Origin of the sequence: Tellurirhabdus rosea (assembly GCF_026278345.1) — a bacterium.
Lineage (GTDB): Bacteria > Bacteroidota > Bacteroidia > Cytophagales > Spirosomataceae > Tellurirhabdus > Tellurirhabdus rosea.
In genome coordinates this window covers 2,043,926-2,064,373 of record NZ_CP111085.1, presented here as the reverse complement: position 1 = coordinate 2,064,373, position 20,448 = coordinate 2,043,926, and the positions used below count along the sequence as shown (strand labels likewise).

The 20,448-nt window shown below is 55.9% G+C and carries 16 protein-coding genes; 9 read left to right on the top strand and 7 right to left on the bottom strand.

Annotated elements, in window-relative coordinates; genetic code table 11:
- Nucleotides 1–29 precede the first annotated feature (29 nt).
- On the top strand, nt 30–791 hold the full coding sequence (locus tag ORG26_RS08595) for a LytR/AlgR family response regulator transcription factor (protein WP_266368458.1): 762 nt from the start codon (nt 30–32) through the stop codon (nt 789–791).
- 1 nt (nt 792) lies between these two features.
- On the opposite strand, the gene ORG26_RS08590 is transcribed toward ORG26_RS08595, so the two are convergent.
- Nucleotides 793–1,344 (bottom strand): GNAT family N-acetyltransferase, encoded by a 552-nt coding sequence (locus tag ORG26_RS08590; RefSeq protein ID WP_266368457.1) that lies wholly within the window; start codon nt 1,342–1,344, stop codon nt 793–795.
- Between the two features lie 220 nt (nt 1,345–1,564).
- Between ORG26_RS08590 and ORG26_RS08585 the strand changes: the two genes are divergently transcribed.
- From ORG26_RS08585 to ORG26_RS08565, 5 genes are all read left to right on the top strand, one after another.
- Nucleotides 1,565–2,305: an isoprenyl transferase gene (locus ORG26_RS08585; protein WP_266368455.1), complete on the top strand. Its 741-nt coding sequence runs from the start codon at nt 1,565–1,567 to the stop codon at nt 2,303–2,305.
- A 98-nt stretch (nt 2,306–2,403) separates the two neighbouring features.
- Nucleotides 2,404–5,064: an outer membrane protein assembly factor BamA gene (gene bamA, locus ORG26_RS08580; RefSeq protein WP_407704819.1), complete on the top strand. Its 2,661-nt coding sequence runs from the start codon at nt 2,404–2,406 to the stop codon at nt 5,062–5,064.
- A 298-nt stretch (nt 5,065–5,362) separates the two neighbouring features.
- The gene (locus ORG26_RS08575) at nt 5,363–5,986 is read left to right on the top strand and encodes an OmpH/Skp family outer membrane protein (protein WP_266368453.1); all 624 of its coding nucleotides are present in this window, start codon (nt 5,363–5,365) and stop codon (nt 5,984–5,986) included.
- 12 nt (nt 5,987–5,998) lie between these two features.
- A complete protein-coding gene (locus tag ORG26_RS08570) occupies nt 5,999–6,676 on the top strand; it encodes an OmpH/Skp family outer membrane protein (protein WP_266368451.1) in 678 nt (225 codons plus the stop codon).
- 201 nt (nt 6,677–6,877) lie between these two features.
- Entirely contained in the window at nt 6,878–8,464 is a 1,587-nt protein-coding gene (locus ORG26_RS08565) for a hypothetical protein (protein WP_266368449.1), read from the top strand.
- 66 nt (nt 8,465–8,530) lie between these two features.
- On the opposite strand, the gene ORG26_RS08560 is transcribed toward ORG26_RS08565, so the two are convergent.
- Together ORG26_RS08560 and ORG26_RS08555 are read right to left on the bottom strand one after the other, a co-directional pair.
- Nucleotides 8,531–9,271 (bottom strand): lipoprotein signal peptidase, encoded by a 741-nt coding sequence (locus tag ORG26_RS08560; RefSeq protein WP_266368447.1) that lies wholly within the window; start codon nt 9,269–9,271, stop codon nt 8,531–8,533.
- Between the two features lie 130 nt (nt 9,272–9,401).
- Nucleotides 9,402–10,607 (bottom strand): proline dehydrogenase family protein, encoded by a 1,206-nt coding sequence (locus ORG26_RS08555; RefSeq protein ID WP_266368445.1) that lies wholly within the window; start codon nt 10,605–10,607, stop codon nt 9,402–9,404.
- A 243-nt stretch (nt 10,608–10,850) separates the two neighbouring features.
- On the opposite strand from ORG26_RS08555, the gene ORG26_RS08550 reads away from it, so the two are divergent.
- Complete coding sequence (locus ORG26_RS08550; protein ID WP_266368443.1) at nt 10,851–11,954, top strand: chorismate mutase; 1,104 nt, start codon at nt 10,851–10,853, stop codon at nt 11,952–11,954.
- A gap of 58 nt (nt 11,955–12,012) precedes the next feature.
- On the opposite strand, the gene ORG26_RS08545 is transcribed toward ORG26_RS08550, so the two are convergent.
- Both ORG26_RS08545 and ORG26_RS08540 read right to left on the bottom strand, forming a co-directional pair.
- Entirely contained in the window at nt 12,013–12,936 is a 924-nt protein-coding gene (locus ORG26_RS08545; protein ID WP_266368441.1) for a DUF4249 domain-containing protein, read from the bottom strand.
- A 5-nt stretch (nt 12,937–12,941) separates the two neighbouring features.
- Nucleotides 12,942–15,353 (bottom strand): TonB-dependent receptor, encoded by a 2,412-nt coding sequence (locus tag ORG26_RS08540; RefSeq protein WP_266368439.1) that lies wholly within the window; start codon nt 15,351–15,353, stop codon nt 12,942–12,944.
- A gap of 190 nt (nt 15,354–15,543) precedes the next feature.
- Here ORG26_RS08540 and ORG26_RS08535 point away from each other — a divergent pair, with 190 nt between their 5' ends.
- Together ORG26_RS08535 and ORG26_RS08530 are read left to right on the top strand one after the other, a co-directional pair.
- Nucleotides 15,544–16,893, top strand: a complete 1,350-nt coding sequence (locus ORG26_RS08535) for an NAD(P)/FAD-dependent oxidoreductase (RefSeq protein ID WP_266368438.1) — start codon at nt 15,544–15,546, stop codon at nt 16,891–16,893.
- 87 nt (nt 16,894–16,980) lie between these two features.
- Nucleotides 16,981–19,065, top strand: coding sequence for a S46 family peptidase (locus tag ORG26_RS08530; RefSeq protein ID WP_266368436.1), 2,085 nt, complete (start codon nt 16,981–16,983; stop codon nt 19,063–19,065).
- Nucleotides 19,066–19,113: 48 nt separating this feature from the next.
- Here ORG26_RS08530 and ORG26_RS08525 read toward each other — a convergent pair whose 3' ends face one another.
- A complete protein-coding gene (locus tag ORG26_RS08525; protein WP_266368435.1) occupies nt 19,114–19,545 on the bottom strand; it encodes a hypothetical protein in 432 nt (143 codons plus the stop codon).
- Nucleotides 19,546–19,633: 88 nt separating this feature from the next.
- Entirely contained in the window at nt 19,634–20,419 is a 786-nt protein-coding gene (locus ORG26_RS08520; protein ID WP_266368434.1) for a DUF4476 domain-containing protein, read from the bottom strand.
- Nucleotides 20,420–20,448 lie beyond the last annotated feature (29 nt).

Genomic DNA, 20,448 nt, shown 5'->3' with positions numbered 1-20,448 from the left:
CTGTGTAATTCCGGTTCAGAAATCCACTCATGGAAACCCCACTACGCACCCTTCTCGTCGACGACGAGCCGCTGGCCATCAGTCGGCTGCGGCGTTTGCTGTCGGCTTACCCGGATACCTTTACCATTGTCGGCGAGGCGGCCAACGGGGCCGAGGGGCTGACGGCCGTGGAATCGCTGCGGCCGGAACTGGTCTTTCTGGACATCGAAATGCCGGGGCTGAACGGCTTCGAAATGCTTTCGAAACTGACGTACCTGCCGATGGTCGTTTTCGCAACGGCTTACGACGAGTACGCCGTGCGGGCGTTTGAGGAAAATTCGGTGGATTACCTGCTCAAGCCCATCGAGCCCGAACGACTGGCAAAAACCATTGAACGCATTCGCCACTCCCGGCAGGCCCCGGCGACAGTGACGCCCGACCTCCGCCACCTGCTCGAACTGCTTAAACCCAAAAAAGAACTGCAATCGATTTCGGTCAAGTCCGGCGACCGCATCCTGATCATTCCGCTGACCGACATTGCCTATTTTGAAGCGGAAGACAAATACGTGCTGCTGCACACGACGGACGGGCAGCAGTACTTGACCACCTACACCATCACGACCCTGGAGGAAAAACTGCCGGACACGTTTCTGCGCATCAGCCGTTCCACGCTCATCAACAGCCGCCAGGTCCGGGAAATTCAGCGGTATTTCAACGGCAAATATCTAGTCGGTCTGCGGGACAAAAAGAACACGCAGTTACAGACCGGTAGCGCCTACCATGACAACCTGAAAACGCTGCTGGAGCTGTAGCTCAGGCACTTTTAAGAGCGAGTGCGCCGATGGGCACCGGCGGCGCCGGGCTGGGCGGGTAAGGCTGCAGGACCAGCTGAAACCACGCTACGCTGTGCCAGGCCCCGAACTTGAAGCCGGTATTGCTATACGTGCCGATACGTTCGAAGCCCATCGACTGGTGAAAGGCTTCGCTCTTTTCGTTCGGGAGGGTAATCCCGGCAAACGCGTTGCAGTACCCCTGCGCCCGCAGCAGGTCGAGCAGCCGGGCGTACAGGGTCCGGGCGATGCCCCGGCGGTGCCAGTCCTGATGGATGTACACCGAGGTGTTGGCCGACCATTGGTAGGCGCTCCGTTCGTTATGCCGGGCCGCGTAGGCATACCCGAGCAACCGCCCTTCCGATTCGGCGACCAGATAAGGAAACTGCTGCCGGATGGCCTCGATCCGGCCGGTAAAGTCGGCCAGGTCCGGCACCTCGTACTCAAACGAAATGATAGAATCGGTGATGTAAGGCGCATAAATGGCCAGCAGGGCCGGTGCGTCCTCGGGGGTCGCGAATCGAATGGTTATCATACCCGTCAAAATAGGAAAAAACCGCTGGGGGAAGCCGGACCACCCGTTGACGAATGGTTTTCAAAAAAAAGATAATTCGAATAAATTTCCGAAAGAACGCCGGCCCCCCAATCCGCTGGTCCTTCAATCCCTATTTTTTCGTAACTTGCAGTCTGATTCTGAACGGCCCTGCCAGAGCGGGCCTATTTTGTTAATTTTTGTTAAAAACGAATCCGGCTGAATGAAAGAACTCATTGACCTGAGCAATCTGCCCCGACACATTGCCGTTATTATGGACGGAAACGGACGCTGGGCAAAACAAAAGGGCGCTGCGCGGGTATTTGGTCACCGGAATGCCATTAAGGCCGTCAGGGAAGTTACAGAGGGCTGTGCGGAACTGGGCGTGAAACACCTGACGCTCTACACTTTTTCAACCGAAAACTGGGGTCGTCCGAAGCTGGAGATCGACGCCCTGATGCAACTGCTGGTGCATACCATCCGGGCCGAAATCCCGACGCTGATGGAAAACAACGTGCGCCTGTCGACCATCGGTGATACCAAGACACTGCCGGGCTCGTGCCGCAATGAACTCGACGAGGCCATGCGGCTGACGGAGAACAACACGGGGCTGAACCTGATTCTGGCGCTGAGCTACAGCGGAAAATGGGACCTCGTGGAGGCCACGCGCAAAATCGCCGCGCAGGTAAAAGCCGGCCTGCTGTCGCCCGAGCAGATTGACGAAGACACCATCAACCAGGCGCTGGCTACCGAAGGCATTCCCGACGTGGATCTGATGATCCGGACGGGCGGCGACCATCGCATCAGCAACTTTATGCTCTGGCAACTGGCGTATGCCGAGTTGTACATCATCAACGACGTGTTCTGGCCGGATTTCCGGAAACCGCACCTCTGGGAGGCCGTACTGACCTATCAGGGCCGTGAACGGCGGTTTGGCAAAATCAGCGAACAGTTGGTCAAGTAATCCGCAACGTTTCCCGGAAGAATCCCGTCCTTTACGGGGTACGATTTGCAACCCTTTGCGGGAACCAGGGGTCTTCTGTTCCGAGTTACAGGGTAAATATGAAACCGATAGGTAATCCTTTGAAAAACATCTTTTTATCAGGTATTCGCCGAACCACCGCAACGGGTCTTTTCCTTGCGGTTGTTCTGGCTTCGGTTACCCTGCAGGCGCAGGTTCGGCCGGGCATCGGCGTAGGAGTCGGCGCGGGAAGCACACCGGCTCCGGCTACTGAGGTTTTCGACCCGGCAAACCCGAAAGAATACGAAATCGCCGGCCTGACGGTCACAGGCAACAAATACCTGGACCCCAACTCGCTGCTTTCGCTGACCGGCCTGAAGGTGGGCGACAAAATCCGGATTCCGGGCGAGGCCGTGGCGAGTGCCATCAACAAACTCATGCGGTCGGGCCTGCTCGAAACCGCCGAATTCCTCGCCACCCGCATCGACGGCAGCCAGGTCTTCCTGAACGTGGAAATCCGCGAACAGCCGCGCCTCTACAAAGTTGAATTTCTGGGTATCCGGAAAGGCGAACAGGACGCCCTGAAAGACAAGGTCAAACTGAACCTCGGCCGTCTGGTATCCAGCACGATCATCAAGAACACCCAGCTTAGTGTCCGGAAGTTCTTTGTCGAAAAAGGCTACCTGAACACGAAGGTCCGCATCAATACCGTCTCCACTGACAGCGCCCGCAACTACGCGACGATGCGGGTGCTCATCGACAAAGGCTCGAAAGTAAAGATTAACGACATCGACATCCGGGGCCGTGAGCAACTGGAAGAGGACAAAGTCCGGATGAAGATGAAAGGCACCAAGGAGTCCCGCTTCGGCCGCCTGTTTACGCCTTCCAAGTTTATCCCGAAAAAGTTCGAGGAAGACAAACAGAAGGTGCTTGACTTCTACAACAAGGAAGGCTACCGCGACGCCACCATCACCTTCGACTCGGTGTATGCACACGACAGCAAGAGCGTGAACATCATCATGAACATCGAGGAAGGACCGAAATACTACGTGCGTTCCATCGACTGGGAGGGCAACTACCTTTACACCGACGAGCAGCTGACGCAGATTCTGGGTCTTAAGAAAGGCGATATCTACAGCAAGGAAGATATCGAAAAGAAAAAGAACGGCAACCCGGGTGGTGACCTGAGTTCGGCGTACATGGACCGCGGTTACCTGTACTTCAGCGCTGATGATGTCATCAAGAGCGTCGAAGGCGATTCCATCGACATCGAGTTCCGGATTTTCGAAGGAAAGCAGGCGACCATCAACCGCATCATCCTGAACGGCAACACGAAGACGAGTGACCACGTCGTGCTCCGGGAAATCCGGACGCTGCCGGGGCAGAAGTTCAGCAAAACGGACATCATCCGGACGCAGCGCGAACTGGCCACGCTCGGCTACTTTGACCCCGAAAAAATCGGCATCAACCCGGTTCCGCAGCCGGACGGAACGGTGGACATCGAGTACACGGTGGAAGAAAAACCGTCGGACCAGATTGAGCTTTCCGGTGGCTGGGGTGGTTTCGTCGGCTTCGTCGGGACGCTGGGTCTGGTGTTCAACAACTTCTCGGCCAAGAACATTGGCAACCTGAGCGCGTGGAAACCGCTGCCGGCGGGCGACGGGCAGAAACTGGCCCTGCGCTTCCAGGCAAACGGTCGGCAGTTCCAGACGTATTCGCTGACGTTTACGGAGCCCTGGCTGGGCGGCCGTCGGCCGAACGCCTTCTCGGTTGCGCTGAGCCATACCGTATTCCAGCAGTTCAACCAGTTCGACATTTACTCGCGGGGAAGTTCGCTCCGGAACGCAACGGCTTTCGGGTCGTACTCCAACACGATGATGTCGCTGTCACTGGGTCGCCGCCTGCGGTTCCCCGACGACTACTTCACGCTGAGCCACGCGCTGACGTTCCAGCGCTACGGGCTGAACAACCTGAACCTGTTCTACATCTCCGATCCAGAAACGGGCCAGGAGTTCAACAACGGGATTTCAAACAGCTTCCTGTTCAACACGACCCTGTCGCGGAACAGCATCGACAATCCACAGTTCCCGCGGGGTGGTTCGTCGTTCTCGCTGAGCGGGTCGCTGACGCCGCCGTACTCCCTGTTCCGGAATGGTCCGCAGCCGACCGACCTCAACAAGCGTTTCCGCTGGGTAGAATACCACAAGTGGATGTTTGATGCGAGCTGGTTTGCAACCGTAACGGGTAAACTGGTGCTGAACGCCCGCGCCCACATGGGCTTCCTCGGCCGCTACGGCCCGAGTACGGATTTCAGCCCGTTCGAGCGTTTTGTGCTGGGTGGTTCCGGTCTGGCCGGTACGGGGATGTTTGCCCTGGCGCAGGACATCATCGGTCTCCGCGGCTACGACGACCGCAGCGTATACACGGGCCGTCCGGGCATTCTGCCCTCGGCTAACGAGCGCCAGCGGGGCGGTATCGCCTATAACAAATACGTGATGGAACTGCGATACCCGGTATCGCTGAACCCGTCGGCGACGATCTTTGTCCTGGGCTTCCTCGAAGCCGGAAACAACTGGGGCAGCTTCAAGAATTTCAACCCGTTTGATCTGAAGCGGTCGGCCGGTTTCGGAGCCCGGATTTTCATGCCTGCGTTCGGTCTGATCGGGATTGACTACGGCTACGGTTTCGACCCGAATCCGGGTGCGCAGCGGAACCAGCCAGGCGGTCAGTTCCACTTCACGATTGGTCAGCAGATTCGTTAAAAAAACCGGCCGGTGTTTAAACCCACCGGCCGGTTTTTGTTCCAAGAAACGACTCTCGGCCACGGCTTCACCCTGTCAGCGGCAACAAGCTCTGACAGGATTCGGATAGCCTGAATCTGGTACGGAAAACCCTGTCAGGGCCTGCAGCCGGTGACGGGGGGGAGGGCCGATTTAAGCACAATTTAATACGAACCGGGGCCTCTTTTCGTTGTAAGCGGGAACGCCGCGACTCAGAAAGACGTTATTGATTATCAGACGATTGTTCTCCCTGGCTTTGCGGAAAAACCAACCGGCTAATATGAAGAAACTGTTGTTTTTAGTAACTTTGTGTTTCCTTACCGTAGTGGGACCGGCACAGGCCCAGAAGTTTGGGTACGTCGACACAGAGTTTATCACCGGAAAGATGCCCGCGTACCAGAAGGCGTTGACGGAAGTAGACCGGTTTGCGGATAAATGGTCGAAGGACATTCAGGATAAGTACACGGAGATCGACCGGCTGCAGAAAGCCTACCAGGCGGAAGAAATCCTGCTGACCGACGAGATGAAGCGGGAACGCCTCCGGGTCCTTTCGGACAAAGAGCGTGAAGCACGCGAATATAACAACAAGGTCTTTGGGTACGAAGGCCTGTTGTTTCAGAAGAAAAAGGAATTGATGAAGCCCGTAATGGACGAAGTCAACCGGGCTATCGAGAAAGTAGCTATCCTGAAGAAGCTGAACTTTATGTTTGATAAAGCCAGTGATTTTGTGATGCTCTATACCGACCCCCGTCACGATTATACGGATTATGTGATGGAGGAGCTTGGTCTGGGAACGGACCAGAGACAACGAAGCAGTACGGCAGACGCGGCGGCCAGTGCCCCAACGGCAACAACCGACAACGCTCCGAAACCGAACACAAAAACAACGCAAAAACCTAAATAACTTACGAATCGAATGAAGAATAAACTCATTCTGGCTGCCCTGGCAGCAGGGTTGATGGTAGGAGCAGGCAACGCGCAGGCACAGGCTCAACAGCCGGTTTCTGCCGCTACACCCGCCGCGACTGCAATTAAGATTGGCTACACCAATATTGATTATATCCTGGGTAACATGCCGGAAAGCAAGGACATTCAGAACCAGCTCGGCATCCAGCGCACCCAACTGGAGAACGCATACAATGCTAAAGTGAAGGAATTCCAGGACAAACTGGCTACGTACGAGAAAGGTGCTGCTACCATGACCGACGTAATCCGGGCGGACCGCGAAAAAGAGTTGCAAAACCTGCAGCAGCAGATTCAGGAGTTCCAGCGTAATTCGGAAGAGTCGCTGCAGAAGAAGTACACCCAGCTGGTGAACCCAGTGCTGCAGAAAATCCAGACGAACATTGATGCCGTTGCCAAAGAGAACGGGTACACGCACGTCTTCAATCTGGACGCGGGTACGGGCACCACGCCGATCCTGCTGTACGCAACCAAGGAGTCGGATATTACCGAACTGGTGTTCAAGAAAATGGGTGTGACGCCGCCGTCGGCTCAGCCCGCTGCCGCGGCTCCGGCCCAGCAGGGTGGAGCGGCCAACCGGCCCGCCGCCCCCGCTCCCAAGACCGGGGCAACGACGCCGAAGAAGAACTAATCATGAACTGAATGTTTGTGAGAGAGCCGCCCGTATACCGGGTGGCTCTTTTGTTTTGATAATATGTTAAGTGAGAAAAGTGCAACTTTTTTAGCCTCTCTGTTGGCATTATCAGACATTCTAACGGCATAGTACAGATTTCATAAAATCTATCCCTTACTTTTACGTTACCATTTTAAATCAACGGTTAGCTTACTCATCATGCGGAAAGCGATAGGAATAGGCATTGCTGCAGGGCTATTATTATTGGGAAACACAAGTAACGCACAGGAAACAAAAGGACTTCAGATTGTTTTACCGCAGCAGGCCGGCTGGACAACCGTGTCGGAAGGGCGTACCATTGACGTGCATCTGAAAGCGGTCGGTGCCAAGACAGATTCATTGAGTTATAGCATTGCGGAAGGTCGCGTGGAAGGCATGAATCTCGATTCGACCGGGCATTTCGTCTGGACTCCCAGCTACGACCTGGCCGAGCGTCCCAACACCACAAAGACCATCGGGATACTTTTTGAGGTCCGCAATACGCAGGGAGACAGGGCTACCCAGCAGGTGGAGTTCAAAGTCCAGCACGTCAACCGCCCGCCCATAGTTGGCGAGTTGCGGCCCTTCTACGTCCGTTACAAAACGCTGAACACCTACAAAATGGACCCGGCGCTGGTAAAGGACGAAGACGGTGACCCGCTGGTGTTCATTCCCATCACGGACCAGATGCCGGAAGGCTCCAAGCTTTCGGCCCAGGGGGAACTGACCTGGCAATTGTCCCTCAACCAGTTCAACAAACTGAAAAGCCAGCCGCTTTACATTGAGTTCTGGGTCGAAGACCAACCCGCCAAAGCCCGGACCAAAGGACGGCTGAAGGTCGAGGTGACGTCCATGGACCTGCCGCCTGAAATTTCCCTCATTCCAAAAGATACCCGCATCCGCATCAAGGAAAACGGCACCGTTAACCTCAAATTCTACCTGACCGACCCCAACGGCGACGACGATATTTCCGCCTTCGATCTGGTGTCGGAAGACCAGCGCGTGCCCAAATCCGCCTTGGTGAAGAACACCCAGAATCAGTATGAGTTTATCTGGACGCCTGGCTACGATTTTGTAAAAGACCCGCTGGATACGCTCAGCTTTCAGATGGTGTTTTTTGCCCTGGACAAGGCGCAGAACCGCGAAGAAAAGCGGCTCACGTTTACCATCCAGAATACGATAAACGACATGGAGCGCGACCGCTATCTGTACGGGCAGTACCGGCAGGCGATCGTCAGCGCCTGGAACCTGCTGACCCAGCTTCAGGAAAAAGAAGAAGAACTAAAAAAGAGTTACCGCAAGGCCAAAAAGGGCAAGCGGAACCGCTCGATGGTCAACGCTTCGCTGGGCGCCGTGACGGGCGTGGCTCCTACCATTGCGGCCAACAACAAGAATACGAACGTGCAGACGAATCTGCGCTACGTCTCGGCCGTTGGCGGCACGGCCGTTATGACCATGGGCACTCTCGAAGCGACGGAGGTTATCGGCAAATCCATGAAAGACCTGCTCGACCGCTTTAATTACGTAATGAACAAAAAGAGCGAGATTCAGAACAAAGGCGATTTCTTTGCCCGTGAATTTGCCCTCCGCTCCGCCCGCCGTGACCGCGAGTTTATCCGGAAACTGGACGAGTTCAAACAATCGCTGAGCCTGTCGGGACTCGTTGCTTTGGAACTGGACGCCGGCTGGGAGAACAAGAAAGAAGCCACCGATAAGGCCATCAAGCGGACATTCAAGGATTTTGCGCCGCTGGAAGAAACCCAGTAGGCCTGCGACTTAACCAAAAAAGCCCGCCGGTTCAAACCGGCGGGCTTTTTTGTTGTTTGAGACCGCTTAAAAACGCGGGTTATTTTCCAGACCGGTGTTGGGGTCCGCTTCCGGAGTGCTGCTGGTGTTTTCGTTCGGCTGGTCGGCCGGGAATTCGGCGTCCATCTCCGCGGCGGGCAGCACAGCCGCTTCGTTGGCGTTCGGCTCATCCTGCAGCAACCCTTCGTCCTCGTGTTCTTCGTGGAAAAAGCGGCTCTGGAAAAAGAGAATAATGCAAACGCCGACAAAAATGCAGGAGTCGGCAATGTTGAAAATCGGCATCGAAAAATAACTGCCTCCGAAGACCGGCAGCCAGTCGGGCAGTATGCCTTCCCACAGATCGAAATAGATCATGTCGATCACCTGTCCGTGGAACCAGGGCGTTGGGGCGTCGTAAGGAGCATTGTTGAGCAGCACGCCGTAGAACGTACTGTCGATGACGTTACCGACTGCGCCCGCCAGAATCATGGACATGGCCCAGAGCAGTCCGTCCGGCGCGCCGCGCCGGGCCAGATGGACGAGGTACCAGGTGATACCGCCCATTGCCAGCAGCCGGAACATGCTCAGCATCAGCTTTCCGTATTCGTGGCCCAGCTGCATGCCGAAGGCCATCCCGGGATTCAATACATACTGCAGTTTCAGCCAGTTGCCAATCAGGCCGATGATGTTAGGCTGGACATAAAAATGCATCCAGAGCTTAACGGCCTGGTCCAGCAGGATAAGCGCCAGACAGAGTACGAAAAATTTCAGCGGACTTTTCTTAACCATATTCTGCAAAAATAGCAAAAAGCCCGGTTGGTCATACTGTCAGGGGACCAACCGGGCTGCTTCCTTTATCGGAACCGGCACTTTTATTGACTAACTGCCTGAATTAAATTTTGTTGCCATGCGCAGCCGACTAACATCCCCGGCGGCGTTTCAGCTCACTGCGAACCAGCAGAAACTCGCGGCTCGTCTGCCCGGCGATCGACTTGTTTTCGTCAGCCCGGCGGAACAGATACGGCATAACCGCCTCTACCGGGCCGTAGGGGACGTATTTGGCCACATTGTAACCGGCGCTGGCCAGATTGAACGAAATGTTATCACTCATGCCCAGCAGCTGCGCAAACCAGATGTGCGGATCGTTGGGAGCAATACTCAGCTTTTTCATCTGTTCGGTGCAGTACTGACAGCTGTATTCGTTGTGCGTTCCCAGACAAATCGAAACGACGTCCCGGTTTTCCAGACAGAAATCGATGGCCAGGTTGAAATCGCGGTCCGTATCTTCCTTGGTCGGGTGAATGGGGTCCTGGTATTCTTCCTCGTGCGAACGGATGCGTTCCTTTTCGATGTAGGCGCCCCGGACGAGCTTGGCCCCGAGCAGATAACCGTTTTTGCGGGCGTTCTCCGTTTCGGTCTTCAGGTGAATCAGGCTTTCCCAGCGGTAAAGCTGGTAGGTGTTGTAGACGATACACCGCTGCCGATTGTAGCGGGCCATCATTTCGTAAGTCAGGGAGTCGATGGTGTCCTGGAACCAGCTTTCCTCGGCGTCCACAAAAATGCGGACATTCCGGTCGTGGGCGTGGCGGCAGAGCTTATCCATCCGCTGGCGTACGCGTTCGTAAGCGGCCTTGTCTTCGTCCGTCAGGCTGTTGCTGCTCTGGACCCGCTCCAGCAGGTCCGCCGAGCCGATTCCCGTTACTTTGAAAACGGAGAACGGAATTTCGGTAGCTCCTTTGGCCCGGTCGATGGTCCGGAGAATTTCGGTAACGGTCAGGTCAAAACTCTTCTCGTCATCTTCGCCTTCCACCGAGTAATCGAGGATGGTTCCGATATGCGCTTTGTCGAGAGACTTGATTGTTTTTTCGCAATCCTCAATGGTCTCGCCGCCGCAGAATTGTTCGAAAATTGTGCCTTTTATGATTTTTTTGATTGGCAGATGGAGGCGAAGGGCCAATTTTATAAAAAAAGTCCCTATATTTACCAGCCATCCTTGATTCATCAACGCAAACAGCCAATACGTTTTACGAAGTTTCCGGTCTGACTGGGAAGCGAAGGCAATGGACGTGTCCTCAAAAGAGACGGAAGCTGACTTGGCAGCAGTCCGTGGGTCGGACGTAATCATAGAAGATTTGCTTCGGTTTGACATGGTTAGCGTCTGGGCACCGACGTAAGTGGCCGAAAGTTATCGATTGTTTTCGGAAAACAGTCCACAATCTATAAACTTGTTTAGCAACTGGTTTGTTGTGGTGCAATTCAGGGGCGCAAATTTAGCTGTAATTCAGCAATTTCCCCCCAGAGAATACCAAAAAAAGTGTACAAATAGTTCCCTATAGATTTTTAGTAGTAACCTGAATTACGTACGCCTATGAAGCCGAGTTTGGATGTCCTGCCGCTGAATAGCTGGATTGAGACCAATGGCAAGCCTCTGATTATCGCAGGACCGTGCAGCGCCGAGACGGAGGAGCAATTAGTGGAAACGGCCCGCCAACTGGCACAGCTGAATGCCGTGCACGTCATCCGGGCGGGTGTCTGGAAACCGCGCACCCGGCCGGGCAGCTTTGAAGGAATGGGAGAGAAGGCTCTGCCCTGGATTCAGCGGGCCAAGGAAGAAACCGGTCTGCCGTTTGCCGTAGAAGTCGCTACCCCCGAGCATATTGAACTGGCCCTGAAATACGGAGTGGATATCCTGTGGGTTGGTGCCCGCACGACCGTAAACCCGTTTAACGTTCAGGAAATCGCCGATGCCCTCCGGGGTGTAGATGTGCCCGTGCTGGTGAAAAACCCCGTGAATCCGGACCTGGCCCTCTGGGTCGGTGCCTTTGAGCGGATTGCCGGATCCGGTATTTCCAAGCTGGGAGCTATTCACCGGGGCTTCTCAACGGGTGAAGCGAGCAAGTACCGCAACATCCCGATGTGGCAGATGGCCATCGAACTGAAAGATATGTTCCCGAACCTGCCGATCATCGGCGACCCGAGCCACATGGCCGGGAAACGGGCATACCTGCAGGAACTGGCCCAGATGTCGATGGACCTCAACTACGACGGCCTCATTGTCGAATCGCATATCGATCCGGACAACGCCTGGAGCGACGCGGCCCAGCAGTTGACGCCCGCCGCGTTCGGCGAAATGCTCGACCACCTCCAGATTCGCCACGTTGATTCGGCCAACCTGGAATTCAAAGGCGCCCTGGAGCAGATCCGTCAGAAAATCGACAACGTAGACCGTCAGCTGATCGAAATGCTCGGTGCCCGGATGGCGCTGGTCGAAAAACTGGCCGAGTACAAGCGCGACAACAACGTGACTGTTTTCCAGCCCGAGCGTTGGAAAGAGGTTCACGAAAGCCGCGCCAAACTGGGCAAGAAAATGGGCCTGTACCCCGAACTCGTGGAGGAGATCTACAAAATCATCCACATGGAATCGATCCGGAAGCAGACCGAAGTCATGAACAGCAACACGCAGAGCGCGTAGTGTGATAGAAGCCGAAAAGCAAGGCCGTGGGTGTTCAGACGCTCACGGCCTTGCTGTTTTATTTCAGCCTCAACGGCAGATTGGTCCGGTTGTAGGAGCCAAAACAGCCCAGCCCTCCGTTGATACTGCTCGGAATCAGGACCGGCTCGGCAAAAGGATTGCCGCCCGTCTGGTTCTGCCGCGTCACCGCTTCGTGATACCGGTAATAGTTCTCGTCCGTGTGGAGCAGGTCAACCGAAAAGGAAGCCTCCCGAAACGTATCCAGAATCTGCCGGAAAGTAGTTGACGTGCCGGTTGTTCCCATCAGGAAAAAGCCCCGGCTGGAAATCAGCAGCTGGCCGTCGTTCTGCCGGTCGTCCACGAGATCGCGGGTTTCCTCGTTCCGGGAGAAGTTAATCAGGTTCTCCGCGCGTGCGGCCTGCGCCGGACTGGCGGGCCGGTAACGAAACAGACCGGCGACCCGGTAATAATTGGCGCTTCCGGTCGGGTCATTCCACCGCAGCCGCACAAAATACTCTTTGCTTCGCCGCCCATCCCGGAAAGTCTGCGTCGAGTCCAGCAGCAGGTCCTGCGGAGTTACCGGAGCCGGAACCGTCGTGCGGGCCGTCACCTGGCGGCCGTCGGGTGCCCGGACCGTGAGGGTGTAGGTCCGCCCCGCCTGAATCGGGAAGTCTTTGGTCCGAACAAAATAAAACAGCTGGGCCGCATTCTGGCTGGAATTCTGCTGGAACGTCGCTTCCCGGCTGCCGTCGGAAATCGTCAGGGTCGCGTTGGCGACAAACCGAAAGCCGTTTGATTCTTCTCCCAATACGGGCCGGGAAAGGGAAACGACCGCCCTCAGCATCGTATCCTGCGGCGAAATAAAGCTCATCACGACCAGTTTTTCTGGCTCTTTGGTCAGATAACTGGGGTCCACTTCCTGCCGGAGGCTGTCGCAGGCTCCCAGCAGAAGCACCAAAAGAGGATAAATATACTTTTTCATCGGAATCAGAACTTAAAGAGGTAGCTAAGCGAAGGCACGACGGGGAAAACCGAATACCGGTACAGAACCGTCTTCAACGGCTGGTTGGCCCCCTGTTCCTTTAGGTCGAGGTCATAGAAGAACGGATTGCGGCGGTTGTACAGGTTATACACGCTCAGTTCCCAGGTGCGCTCGTGGTATTTTTTCTTTTTATGAAACTGAATGCTCAGGTCCATGCGGTGATAAGGTTCGGCCCGGAAGCTGTTTTTCTGCGTGCCGTATTCGTTGACCTGATCGCCATTATCCAGGCCGGGAGCAGGCGAGCCGCCGAAATACGGGTCCCGAAGCGGCAGGTGCCGGTAGGCCCGAAACTGCCCGGTCGGAACGGTCAGGGCCTGTCCGGTGCCGTACACCCAGGTCCCGGAAAGCGTAATGCGCGGGCTTAGTTCGTAAATACCCACCAGCGAAATGTCGTGGCGGCGGTCGTAGCGCGGATAAAACTTCTGGCCGAAATTCAGCTCCGGAAACTGCCACTGCGTCCAGGAAAGCGTGTAGCCGGCCCAGCCCGAAAACCGGCCCACTTTCTTCTGCAGCAGCATTTCGGCGCCATACGACCAGCCGCGACCCGTCGTGACGTTGTCTTCCCAGCTTACTTTGTCGGCAGAATTCGGGTCGTTGATCAGCAGAAAACTGGCGCCTTCCCGGTAGTTGATGATGTTGTTCATTGTCTTGTAATAACCTTCCACCGTCAGCGTCAGGCCGCTTTTGGTAAAGTCTTTGGCCAGCCCGGCGGCGAGCTGCTCCGATTGCTGGGGCTTGATGCGGTCTGTGGTCGGGACCCAAAGGTCCGTCGGCAGGCCGATGCCGGTGTTCGACAGCAGGTGTACGTACTGGTTCATCAGCGCGTAAGAAGCCTTCAGCGACAGGTCCGGGTTGAGCCGAAAGGCCCCCGACAACCGGGGCTCAGGCCGGAAGTAGTTGACGTTCCGGTGCACAAAATGGCTCAGGCGAAGCCCGCCGTTGAAGCGCCAGCGGTCCGTCGGTTTCCAGGTATCCTCGGCGTAGATGCCCGATTCCAGCACGTTGATGGCGTCGATAGCCGTCCGAAACTGGTTGATGTCCGTATTTTTCAGCACAATGGCGCTGGGCGTAAACCGGTGGTAAAGGCTTTGCACCCCGAAGCGCAGCGAGTGCTGCGGGCTGGGGTAGAAATCCACATCGTACTTCAGGGAAAAATCACGGATGCCGGACGAGTACCGCAGCGAAAACGCATCCTGGCCGAGGCCGTTCTGCTCATCCGATTCAATGCCAAATTTGTAATCACTGAAAATCAGGGATAGGTTCGAAAACAGCCGCTGCGAAAACAGGTGATTCCAGCGAAGCGTGCCGGTAGCGTTGCCCCAGTTGATGCCGATGTTGACTCCTTCCTGCCGGTCGCGGACGTAAAACCGGTCGCGGCCGAAATACCCGCTGAGGTAGAGTTTGTTCTTCGGGCCAAAGTCGTAATTGACCTTGGCATTGAGATCGTAGAAGTAATAACCCGCCAGCACCTGCCCGTCGGACTGCTTTTTGATGATCGGCCGGGCGACAAAGTCGAGGTACGTCCGGCGGCCGGAGATGAGGAACGAAGACCGGGCGGGCTGCCCTTTTTTGAAACGCAACGGCCCTTCCAGCGTCAGCCGGGAGGCAATCAGTCCGCCGCCGCCTTCGCCATGCAGGCGTTCCTTGTTGCCGTCTTTCAGGTTCAGTTCTATCACCGACGAAAGCCGTCCGCCAAACCGGGCCGGGAAGCCGCCTTTGGTCAGTTCGACGCTTTTGAGGGCATCTCCGTTGAAAACCGAGAAAAAGCCAAACAGATGGTTGGCGTTGTAGACAATGGCGTCGTCGAGAATAATCAGGTTCTGGTCGGGTCCGCCGCCGCGCACATAGATGCCGGTACTGCCTTCCGAGCCTTTCTGCACACCGGGCATCAGTTGCAGGACTTTAAGAACGTCTTTTTCGCCCATCAGCGCCGGAATCTTCCGGATTTGCGCCACCGGCACGTCAATCTGGCTCATCTGCGGCGTTTCGCTGACCTTTTCCTCGTTGCGGCTCCCGCTCACGACCACCTCCGTCAGCACCCGCCCCGCCGTCAGGTGAACGGACAACTCCCGGTTTTTTTGCAGAGAAAGCGATTGCAGGACCGTTTCGTACCCTACAAACGAAAACGCCAGCGTCAGACTGTCGCGGGCGGGCAGCGTCAGGGAATAAAAGCCATAGGTATTGGTCGTGGTCCCGATGGAAGTGCCCGGAATCCGGACGCTGACGCCGATGAGGGCCTCTTCACTACTGGTCTCGCGCACGTACCCGCTGACGGTAAAACGCTGTCCGGGAGGCTGGGCACGGGCGTTATCAGGAATAAAGAAAAGAAAAAGGGCAAGCAGGAAAAGATACTTCATAAAAGGGAGCGAGGCTTCGGATATGGTACGAGTAAAGAGCTCAATTCGTATGTAAGGGTTGGAAAATAGACCGCCCGGACCCCTTTTTATTACTTTTTTGGATAAACGGTCAATGTCCTGAAACAAAAGCGGATAAATCGGGTAAATAGGTAAGGAAACAAGTTTCTATCCGCATTATTGGTCTGCCATTATGCTCAAATTCGATAAACTTTCACTGAATATACCCGAAACCAACAAACCCCGGGTCGTCATCATCGGCGGCGGGTTTGGCGGAATCAACCTGGCCAAACGGCTCAACGGCCGCGATTTTCAGGTGGTTATGTTTGACAAACAGAACTACCACGGCTTCTGGCCGCTGCTCTATCAGGTCGCAACCGCGGGCCTCGAACCGGACGCCATTGCCGAACCTCTCCGGAAGATGTTCGACGAGGACTACGAAGATTTCCATTTCCGCCTCGTGCGGGTGACGGGCGTGAATCCGGCGGCGAAAACGGTCCAGACCCTGATCGGGGAACTGCGGTACGATCACCTGGTCATCGCGACCGGTACCAAGCCGAACTTCTTCGGAAACAAGGAAGTGCAGAAATACTCATTTCCGCTGAAGACCGTTCCGGAGGCGCTGAATCTGCGGTCGCAGCTGCTGCAATCGTTCGAGCAGGCCAGCATCACCAAAGACCCGGATACCCGGCAAAGCCTCCTGAATTTCGTCATTGTCGGGGCCGGTCCGACGGGCGTGGAACTGGCGGGGTCGCTGGCCGAGATGCGCAAGCACGTACTGCCGGGCGATTATCCGGGTCTGGATTTCAGCAAAATGAACATCTACCTCATTGAGGGAATGGACCGGGTGCTGCCGCCGATGTCGCCCGAAGCCAGTGAAAAAACGCACAAGTACCTCGACAGCATGGGAATCGCCATTAAGCTCAAAACGCTGGTGGACACCTACGACGGGCAGCTCGTCAAGCTGAAAACCGGGGAAACCATTCCGGCCCACACGCTCATCTGGGCGGCGGGCGTCTCGGGTGCGCTGGTGGAAGGCATTCCCGCCGAAACGGTCGAACGGGGCCGGATTCTGGTCAACGAATTCAATCAGGTGAAGGGCTATCCGGAGATTTATGCCATCGGCGACGTGGCGATGATGAAAACCGAGAAATTCCCGAACGGGCATCCGGGCGTAGCCCAGCCGGCGATTCAGCAGGGAAAGCACCTCGCCAAAAACCTGCGTCGCCTGCTGAAGAACGAAAAAATGGAGCCGTTCGAGTACCTCGACAAAGGCTCGCTGGCCATCATCGGCCGCAACCGGGCCGTGGCCGACCTGCCCGGTAACATCCATCTGGGCGGGTTTCTGGCCTGGGTTATCTGGCTGTTTATCCACATTTATTACCTGATCGGCTTCCGCAGCAAGCTGATCGTACTCAGCAACTGGATTTACCGTTTCTTCACTTACGAACGGGGCACGCGCCTCATCATTCGGCCGTTTGTCCGAAAGGAGGAACCGGAAAAAGAGCCGACACAATATGTGGTGGGAAACGAAATGGGCTGATTCAAATCGAAAAACAAATGCCATTTCTCCGAGAAATGGCATTTGTTTTTCGATTTGAATAGTATTGTTAAAAACTACCGACCCTGCATGAAAAGAATTCTGCTTGCTGTTCTGCTACTCGGAGCGGTGCCGCTCGGCTGGGCGCAGACCAACGCCACACCCAACGCGGATACCGTCAAAGCCGGCCCCTACGACATGGGCAAGATGTGGACCTTCGACAACCCGCCGAAGGACTATTTCCGCAGGACCTACAACTTCACCCCCGACGACAAATGGTTTGAAGAATCCCGGCTGGCCTCGCTGCGGTTCGCTTCCTACTGCTCCGCCTCGTTTGTCTCGCCCGACGGACTGGTGATGACCAACCACCACTGCGCCCGGGAATCCGGTACGGGTGTGCAGCGAAAAGGCGAAGACCTCAACAATAGCGGCTTTTACGCCAAAACCCTCGCCGAGGAGCGCAAGGTACCCGGTCTGTACGTGGACCAACTGTTGCGGCTGGAGGACATCACCGCCCGGGTGCAGACGGCCATGGGCACCGGTTCGGAAGCCGAGCAACTGGGCCGCCGGGAGCAGGAATTTGAAAAAATCAAAGCCGAATACGCTAACCGGGAAGGCTGGAAGGGGCTGGAATTGCAGACGATCACGTTCTATAACGGTGGCCGCTATTCGCTCTATGGCTTCAAGCGGTACAACGACGTGCGGCTGGTATTCATGCCCGAACTGCAGCTCGGCTTCTTCGGCGGTGATTACGATAACTTCACGTATCCGCGTTACAACCTCGACTGCTCGTTTTTCCGGGTGTACGACAACGGCAAGCCGCTTCGGACGACGCACTACTTCAAATTCAATACGAACGGGCTGAAGGAAGGCGACCCGATTTTTGTCATCGGCAATCCGGGCAGCACGGAGCGGCTGAAAACGGTGGCCGAACTGGAATTCGACCGGGATTTGTCCATTCCGTATCAGGTACAGGTGTACCGCAACCGGGCCGACGCGCTGGCGGCCTACAATGCCACGGCTAAAAACGACAGCATTCAAAATCAGATATTCAGTCTGGAAAACAGCCTCAAAGCCACGCAGGGTCAACTCGACGGTTTGCGCGACCCGTATCTGATGGCCCGAAAAGCCGCCTTTGAACGTCAGTTCAGGATGGATGTCCGGGCCAAGAACCTGACCGACCGGCTGCGTCTCTGGGACGACATTGCCGCCAACGTAACCAACCAGCGGAAGTATTTCCGGGATGCTTCCCTGTTCAATCCGACCGGAATTGTGCGGGGCGAATTGCTGGCATTTGCTCAGCTGATGCAGTTGTATGCCCAGTCGGCGGCCACCAACCCGGCGCAGGCGGACCGCATCCGGGGGCTGCTGGAAGTGCCGAAGCTGATGTCACGTTCGCTGGAAGAAGCTTTTCTGGCCGCCCATCTGACAGAAGCACGAGCCGCGCTGGGGCCGGACGATGCCTACGTAAAAGCGGCGCTGAACGGTCGAAATCCCCGCGAAGCCGCCGCTTACCTGATGCAGAACACCAAATTAATGGACGCCGCTGTGGTCAGCGATCTGCTAACCAAAGGCGCAACGGGCATTGCCGCCAGCAACGACCCGCTGCTGCAACTGGCCCGGATTGCGGCCCCGCGTTTTCAGGAAGCCGCCGGAAATTTACAGGGAGGTGAGGAGCAGCTTGAAGTCCTGCGGGGCAATCTGGGGCGGCTGTTGTACGATGTGTACGGCACCACCATCCCTCCCGACGCTACCTTCTCGCTCCGCATCAACGACGGCATTGTCCGCAGTTATCCGTACAACGGCACCATCGCGCCGATTCAGACGACCTTTGCCGGCATGTACGAGCGGAATTATTCGTTTAGCGACCGGTATCCGTGGAATCTGCCCGCCCGCTGGAAAAATCCGCCGTTGTCGCTGCTGCGCCAGCCGATGAATTTCATTTCGACAAACGATATTATTGGAGGAAACTCCGGGAGTCCGATGATCAACCGCAACCGGGAGGCCGTGGGTCTGGTCTTTGACGGGAATATGGAGAGCCTGCCCGGCAGCTTTATTTTTGTCCCGGACCGCAACCGGGCCATTTCGGTCCATACCGGCGCGATGGTGGCGGCCATGCGGTACATTTACAAAGCCGACCGGCTGGTAAAGGAACTGGTAGGCGTTGTAAAATAAAAGCCTTTTATTTTATCCGTCCAGCTCATTGGAGCGGACGGATAATTTTTATAGAATGTTTTTGTCCAGTAGAGCCTGATGGTGTTTCATCAGCAGTTGGGTCATCGCCCGGTACGCTTCCTGCTGTTCCAGGGAAGTGAGGTGCATCGCTTCCGAGCGGCTCATCAGTTCGGCAATAGCTTCATTGTGCGTCCCAAGTCCGTCCCCGTACTTTTCTAACTTTTCCCTGTGTAGCTGAAGTTCGGAAACCAGCATGTTGCTGTTTTCCTGCTGCATGGAAAGCAGGTGAGCCTGTTGTTCCAGCGACTGGCCCTGCTGTTTCAGCGACCGGCCCTGCTGTTCCAGCGACCGGCCCTGCTGTTCCAGTCTCAGATTGTGCTGTTTTTGTTCCTGGCTCATTTCTTCCAGTCGTTTCTGCTGAATGTCGATGCGCTGAAGGGTTTCGGCCAGAAGTTCCAGAATGCGGTCTTCGTTCTTCATAATCTAAAGATAGTAAAATGCCCTGTAAACAGTAAGACGTACCTGACCGGAGTTAGGTACGTCTTTGTTTGAAATTTATTTTCGGCACTCAGTTCAGGCGCCAGCCGATGTGCTGTTTCAGGTCCCGCCGCGAACTTTCGAAAGAAAAAGTATCGAAGGTGGCGTAGTAGTTATTCCGGTCGGAGACGCACTCCCAGCCGACCTTGGCCGCTTCGAGGCGGTATTTATCGAAGGAGAACATCCGCAGAAGCTCGCACATCTGGGCGGTTGAAACCGGCTGGCCGGGCAGTACATTCCGCAGAAATTCGAACTTGCGCTCGTCGAACGATTCACGGCTGATGCCCTGTCGGATGCGGTCAAAATCACGCGGATTCATTTCGTAAGGGCGGTTGTTGCCCCAGTTGCCATTCCCGTTCCCCGGTCGGCCGGACCCCGGTAGGCCGGACCCCGGTCGGTTGTTCCAGTTGTCGGGGCGGCCGTTGCCCGGACGGCCGTAATCCGGGCGGTTACTGGCGTAAGGCTGGTCCCAGTTCGGGCCGCAGTACATGCCGTTGTCGAAGAGCGGAAACTGGGTTAGCAGGCGCAGGCCGCGGCGGGGGTGAAACTCAGCGACCGTCCGGCTGTCGGGGCGCAAATCGATCCAGTCCTGAAAGACCGGGTAATTGTTCCGGAGAATCGCCACCCGGTTGCGGCCCGCGGGCAGTTCAAAAAAACGGAAACGACCGGTGTTAAGCGTGATCGACTGTTCGTCAATCACGACGGTGTAGCGCCCGCCATCATCAATTTTCAGGAAAAACTCCACATCGGCGCGGGCAACTACGGCACTCATCAGACTCAGCGTCAGGCCCAGCAGGAAAGCATATGTGCGGCTCATAACAGGCGGGTATTTTTGTTGTTTATGCC

Excerpts from the sequence above, each read along its gene's own strand:
- ORG26_RS08595 (WP_266368458.1), top strand. The coding sequence starts at position 30 with ATGGAAACCCCACTACGCACCCTTCTCGTCGACGACGAGCCGCTGGCC.
- ORG26_RS08590 (WP_266368457.1), bottom strand. The coding sequence starts at position 1,344 with ATGATAACCATTCGATTCGCGACCCCCGAGGACGCACCGGCCCTGCTG.
- ORG26_RS08585 (WP_266368455.1), top strand. The coding sequence starts at position 1,565 with ATGAAAGAACTCATTGACCTGAGCAATCTGCCCCGACACATTGCCGTT.
- bamA (WP_407704819.1), top strand. The coding sequence starts at position 2,404 with ATGAAACCGATAGGTAATCCTTTGAAAAACATCTTTTTATCAGGTATT.
- ORG26_RS08575 (WP_266368453.1), top strand. The coding sequence starts at position 5,363 with ATGAAGAAACTGTTGTTTTTAGTAACTTTGTGTTTCCTTACCGTAGTG.
- ORG26_RS08570 (WP_266368451.1), top strand. The coding sequence starts at position 5,999 with ATGAAGAATAAACTCATTCTGGCTGCCCTGGCAGCAGGGTTGATGGTA.
- ORG26_RS08565 (WP_266368449.1), top strand. The coding sequence starts at position 6,878 with ATGCGGAAAGCGATAGGAATAGGCATTGCTGCAGGGCTATTATTATTG.
- ORG26_RS08560 (WP_266368447.1), bottom strand. The coding sequence starts at position 9,271 with ATGGTTAAGAAAAGTCCGCTGAAATTTTTCGTACTCTGTCTGGCGCTT.
- ORG26_RS08555 (WP_266368445.1), bottom strand. The coding sequence starts at position 10,607 with ATGATTACGTCCGACCCACGGACTGCTGCCAAGTCAGCTTCCGTCTCT.
- ORG26_RS08550 (WP_266368443.1), top strand. The coding sequence starts at position 10,851 with ATGAAGCCGAGTTTGGATGTCCTGCCGCTGAATAGCTGGATTGAGACC.
- ORG26_RS08545 (WP_266368441.1), bottom strand. The coding sequence starts at position 12,936 with ATGAAAAAGTATATTTATCCTCTTTTGGTGCTTCTGCTGGGAGCCTGC.
- ORG26_RS08540 (WP_266368439.1), bottom strand. The coding sequence starts at position 15,353 with ATGAAGTATCTTTTCCTGCTTGCCCTTTTTCTTTTCTTTATTCCTGAT.
- ORG26_RS08535 (WP_266368438.1), top strand. The coding sequence starts at position 15,544 with ATGCTCAAATTCGATAAACTTTCACTGAATATACCCGAAACCAACAAA.
- ORG26_RS08530 (WP_266368436.1), top strand. The coding sequence starts at position 16,981 with ATGAAAAGAATTCTGCTTGCTGTTCTGCTACTCGGAGCGGTGCCGCTC.
- ORG26_RS08525 (WP_266368435.1), bottom strand. The coding sequence starts at position 19,545 with ATGAAGAACGAAGACCGCATTCTGGAACTTCTGGCCGAAACCCTTCAG.
- ORG26_RS08520 (WP_266368434.1), bottom strand. The coding sequence starts at position 20,419 with ATGAGCCGCACATATGCTTTCCTGCTGGGCCTGACGCTGAGTCTGATG.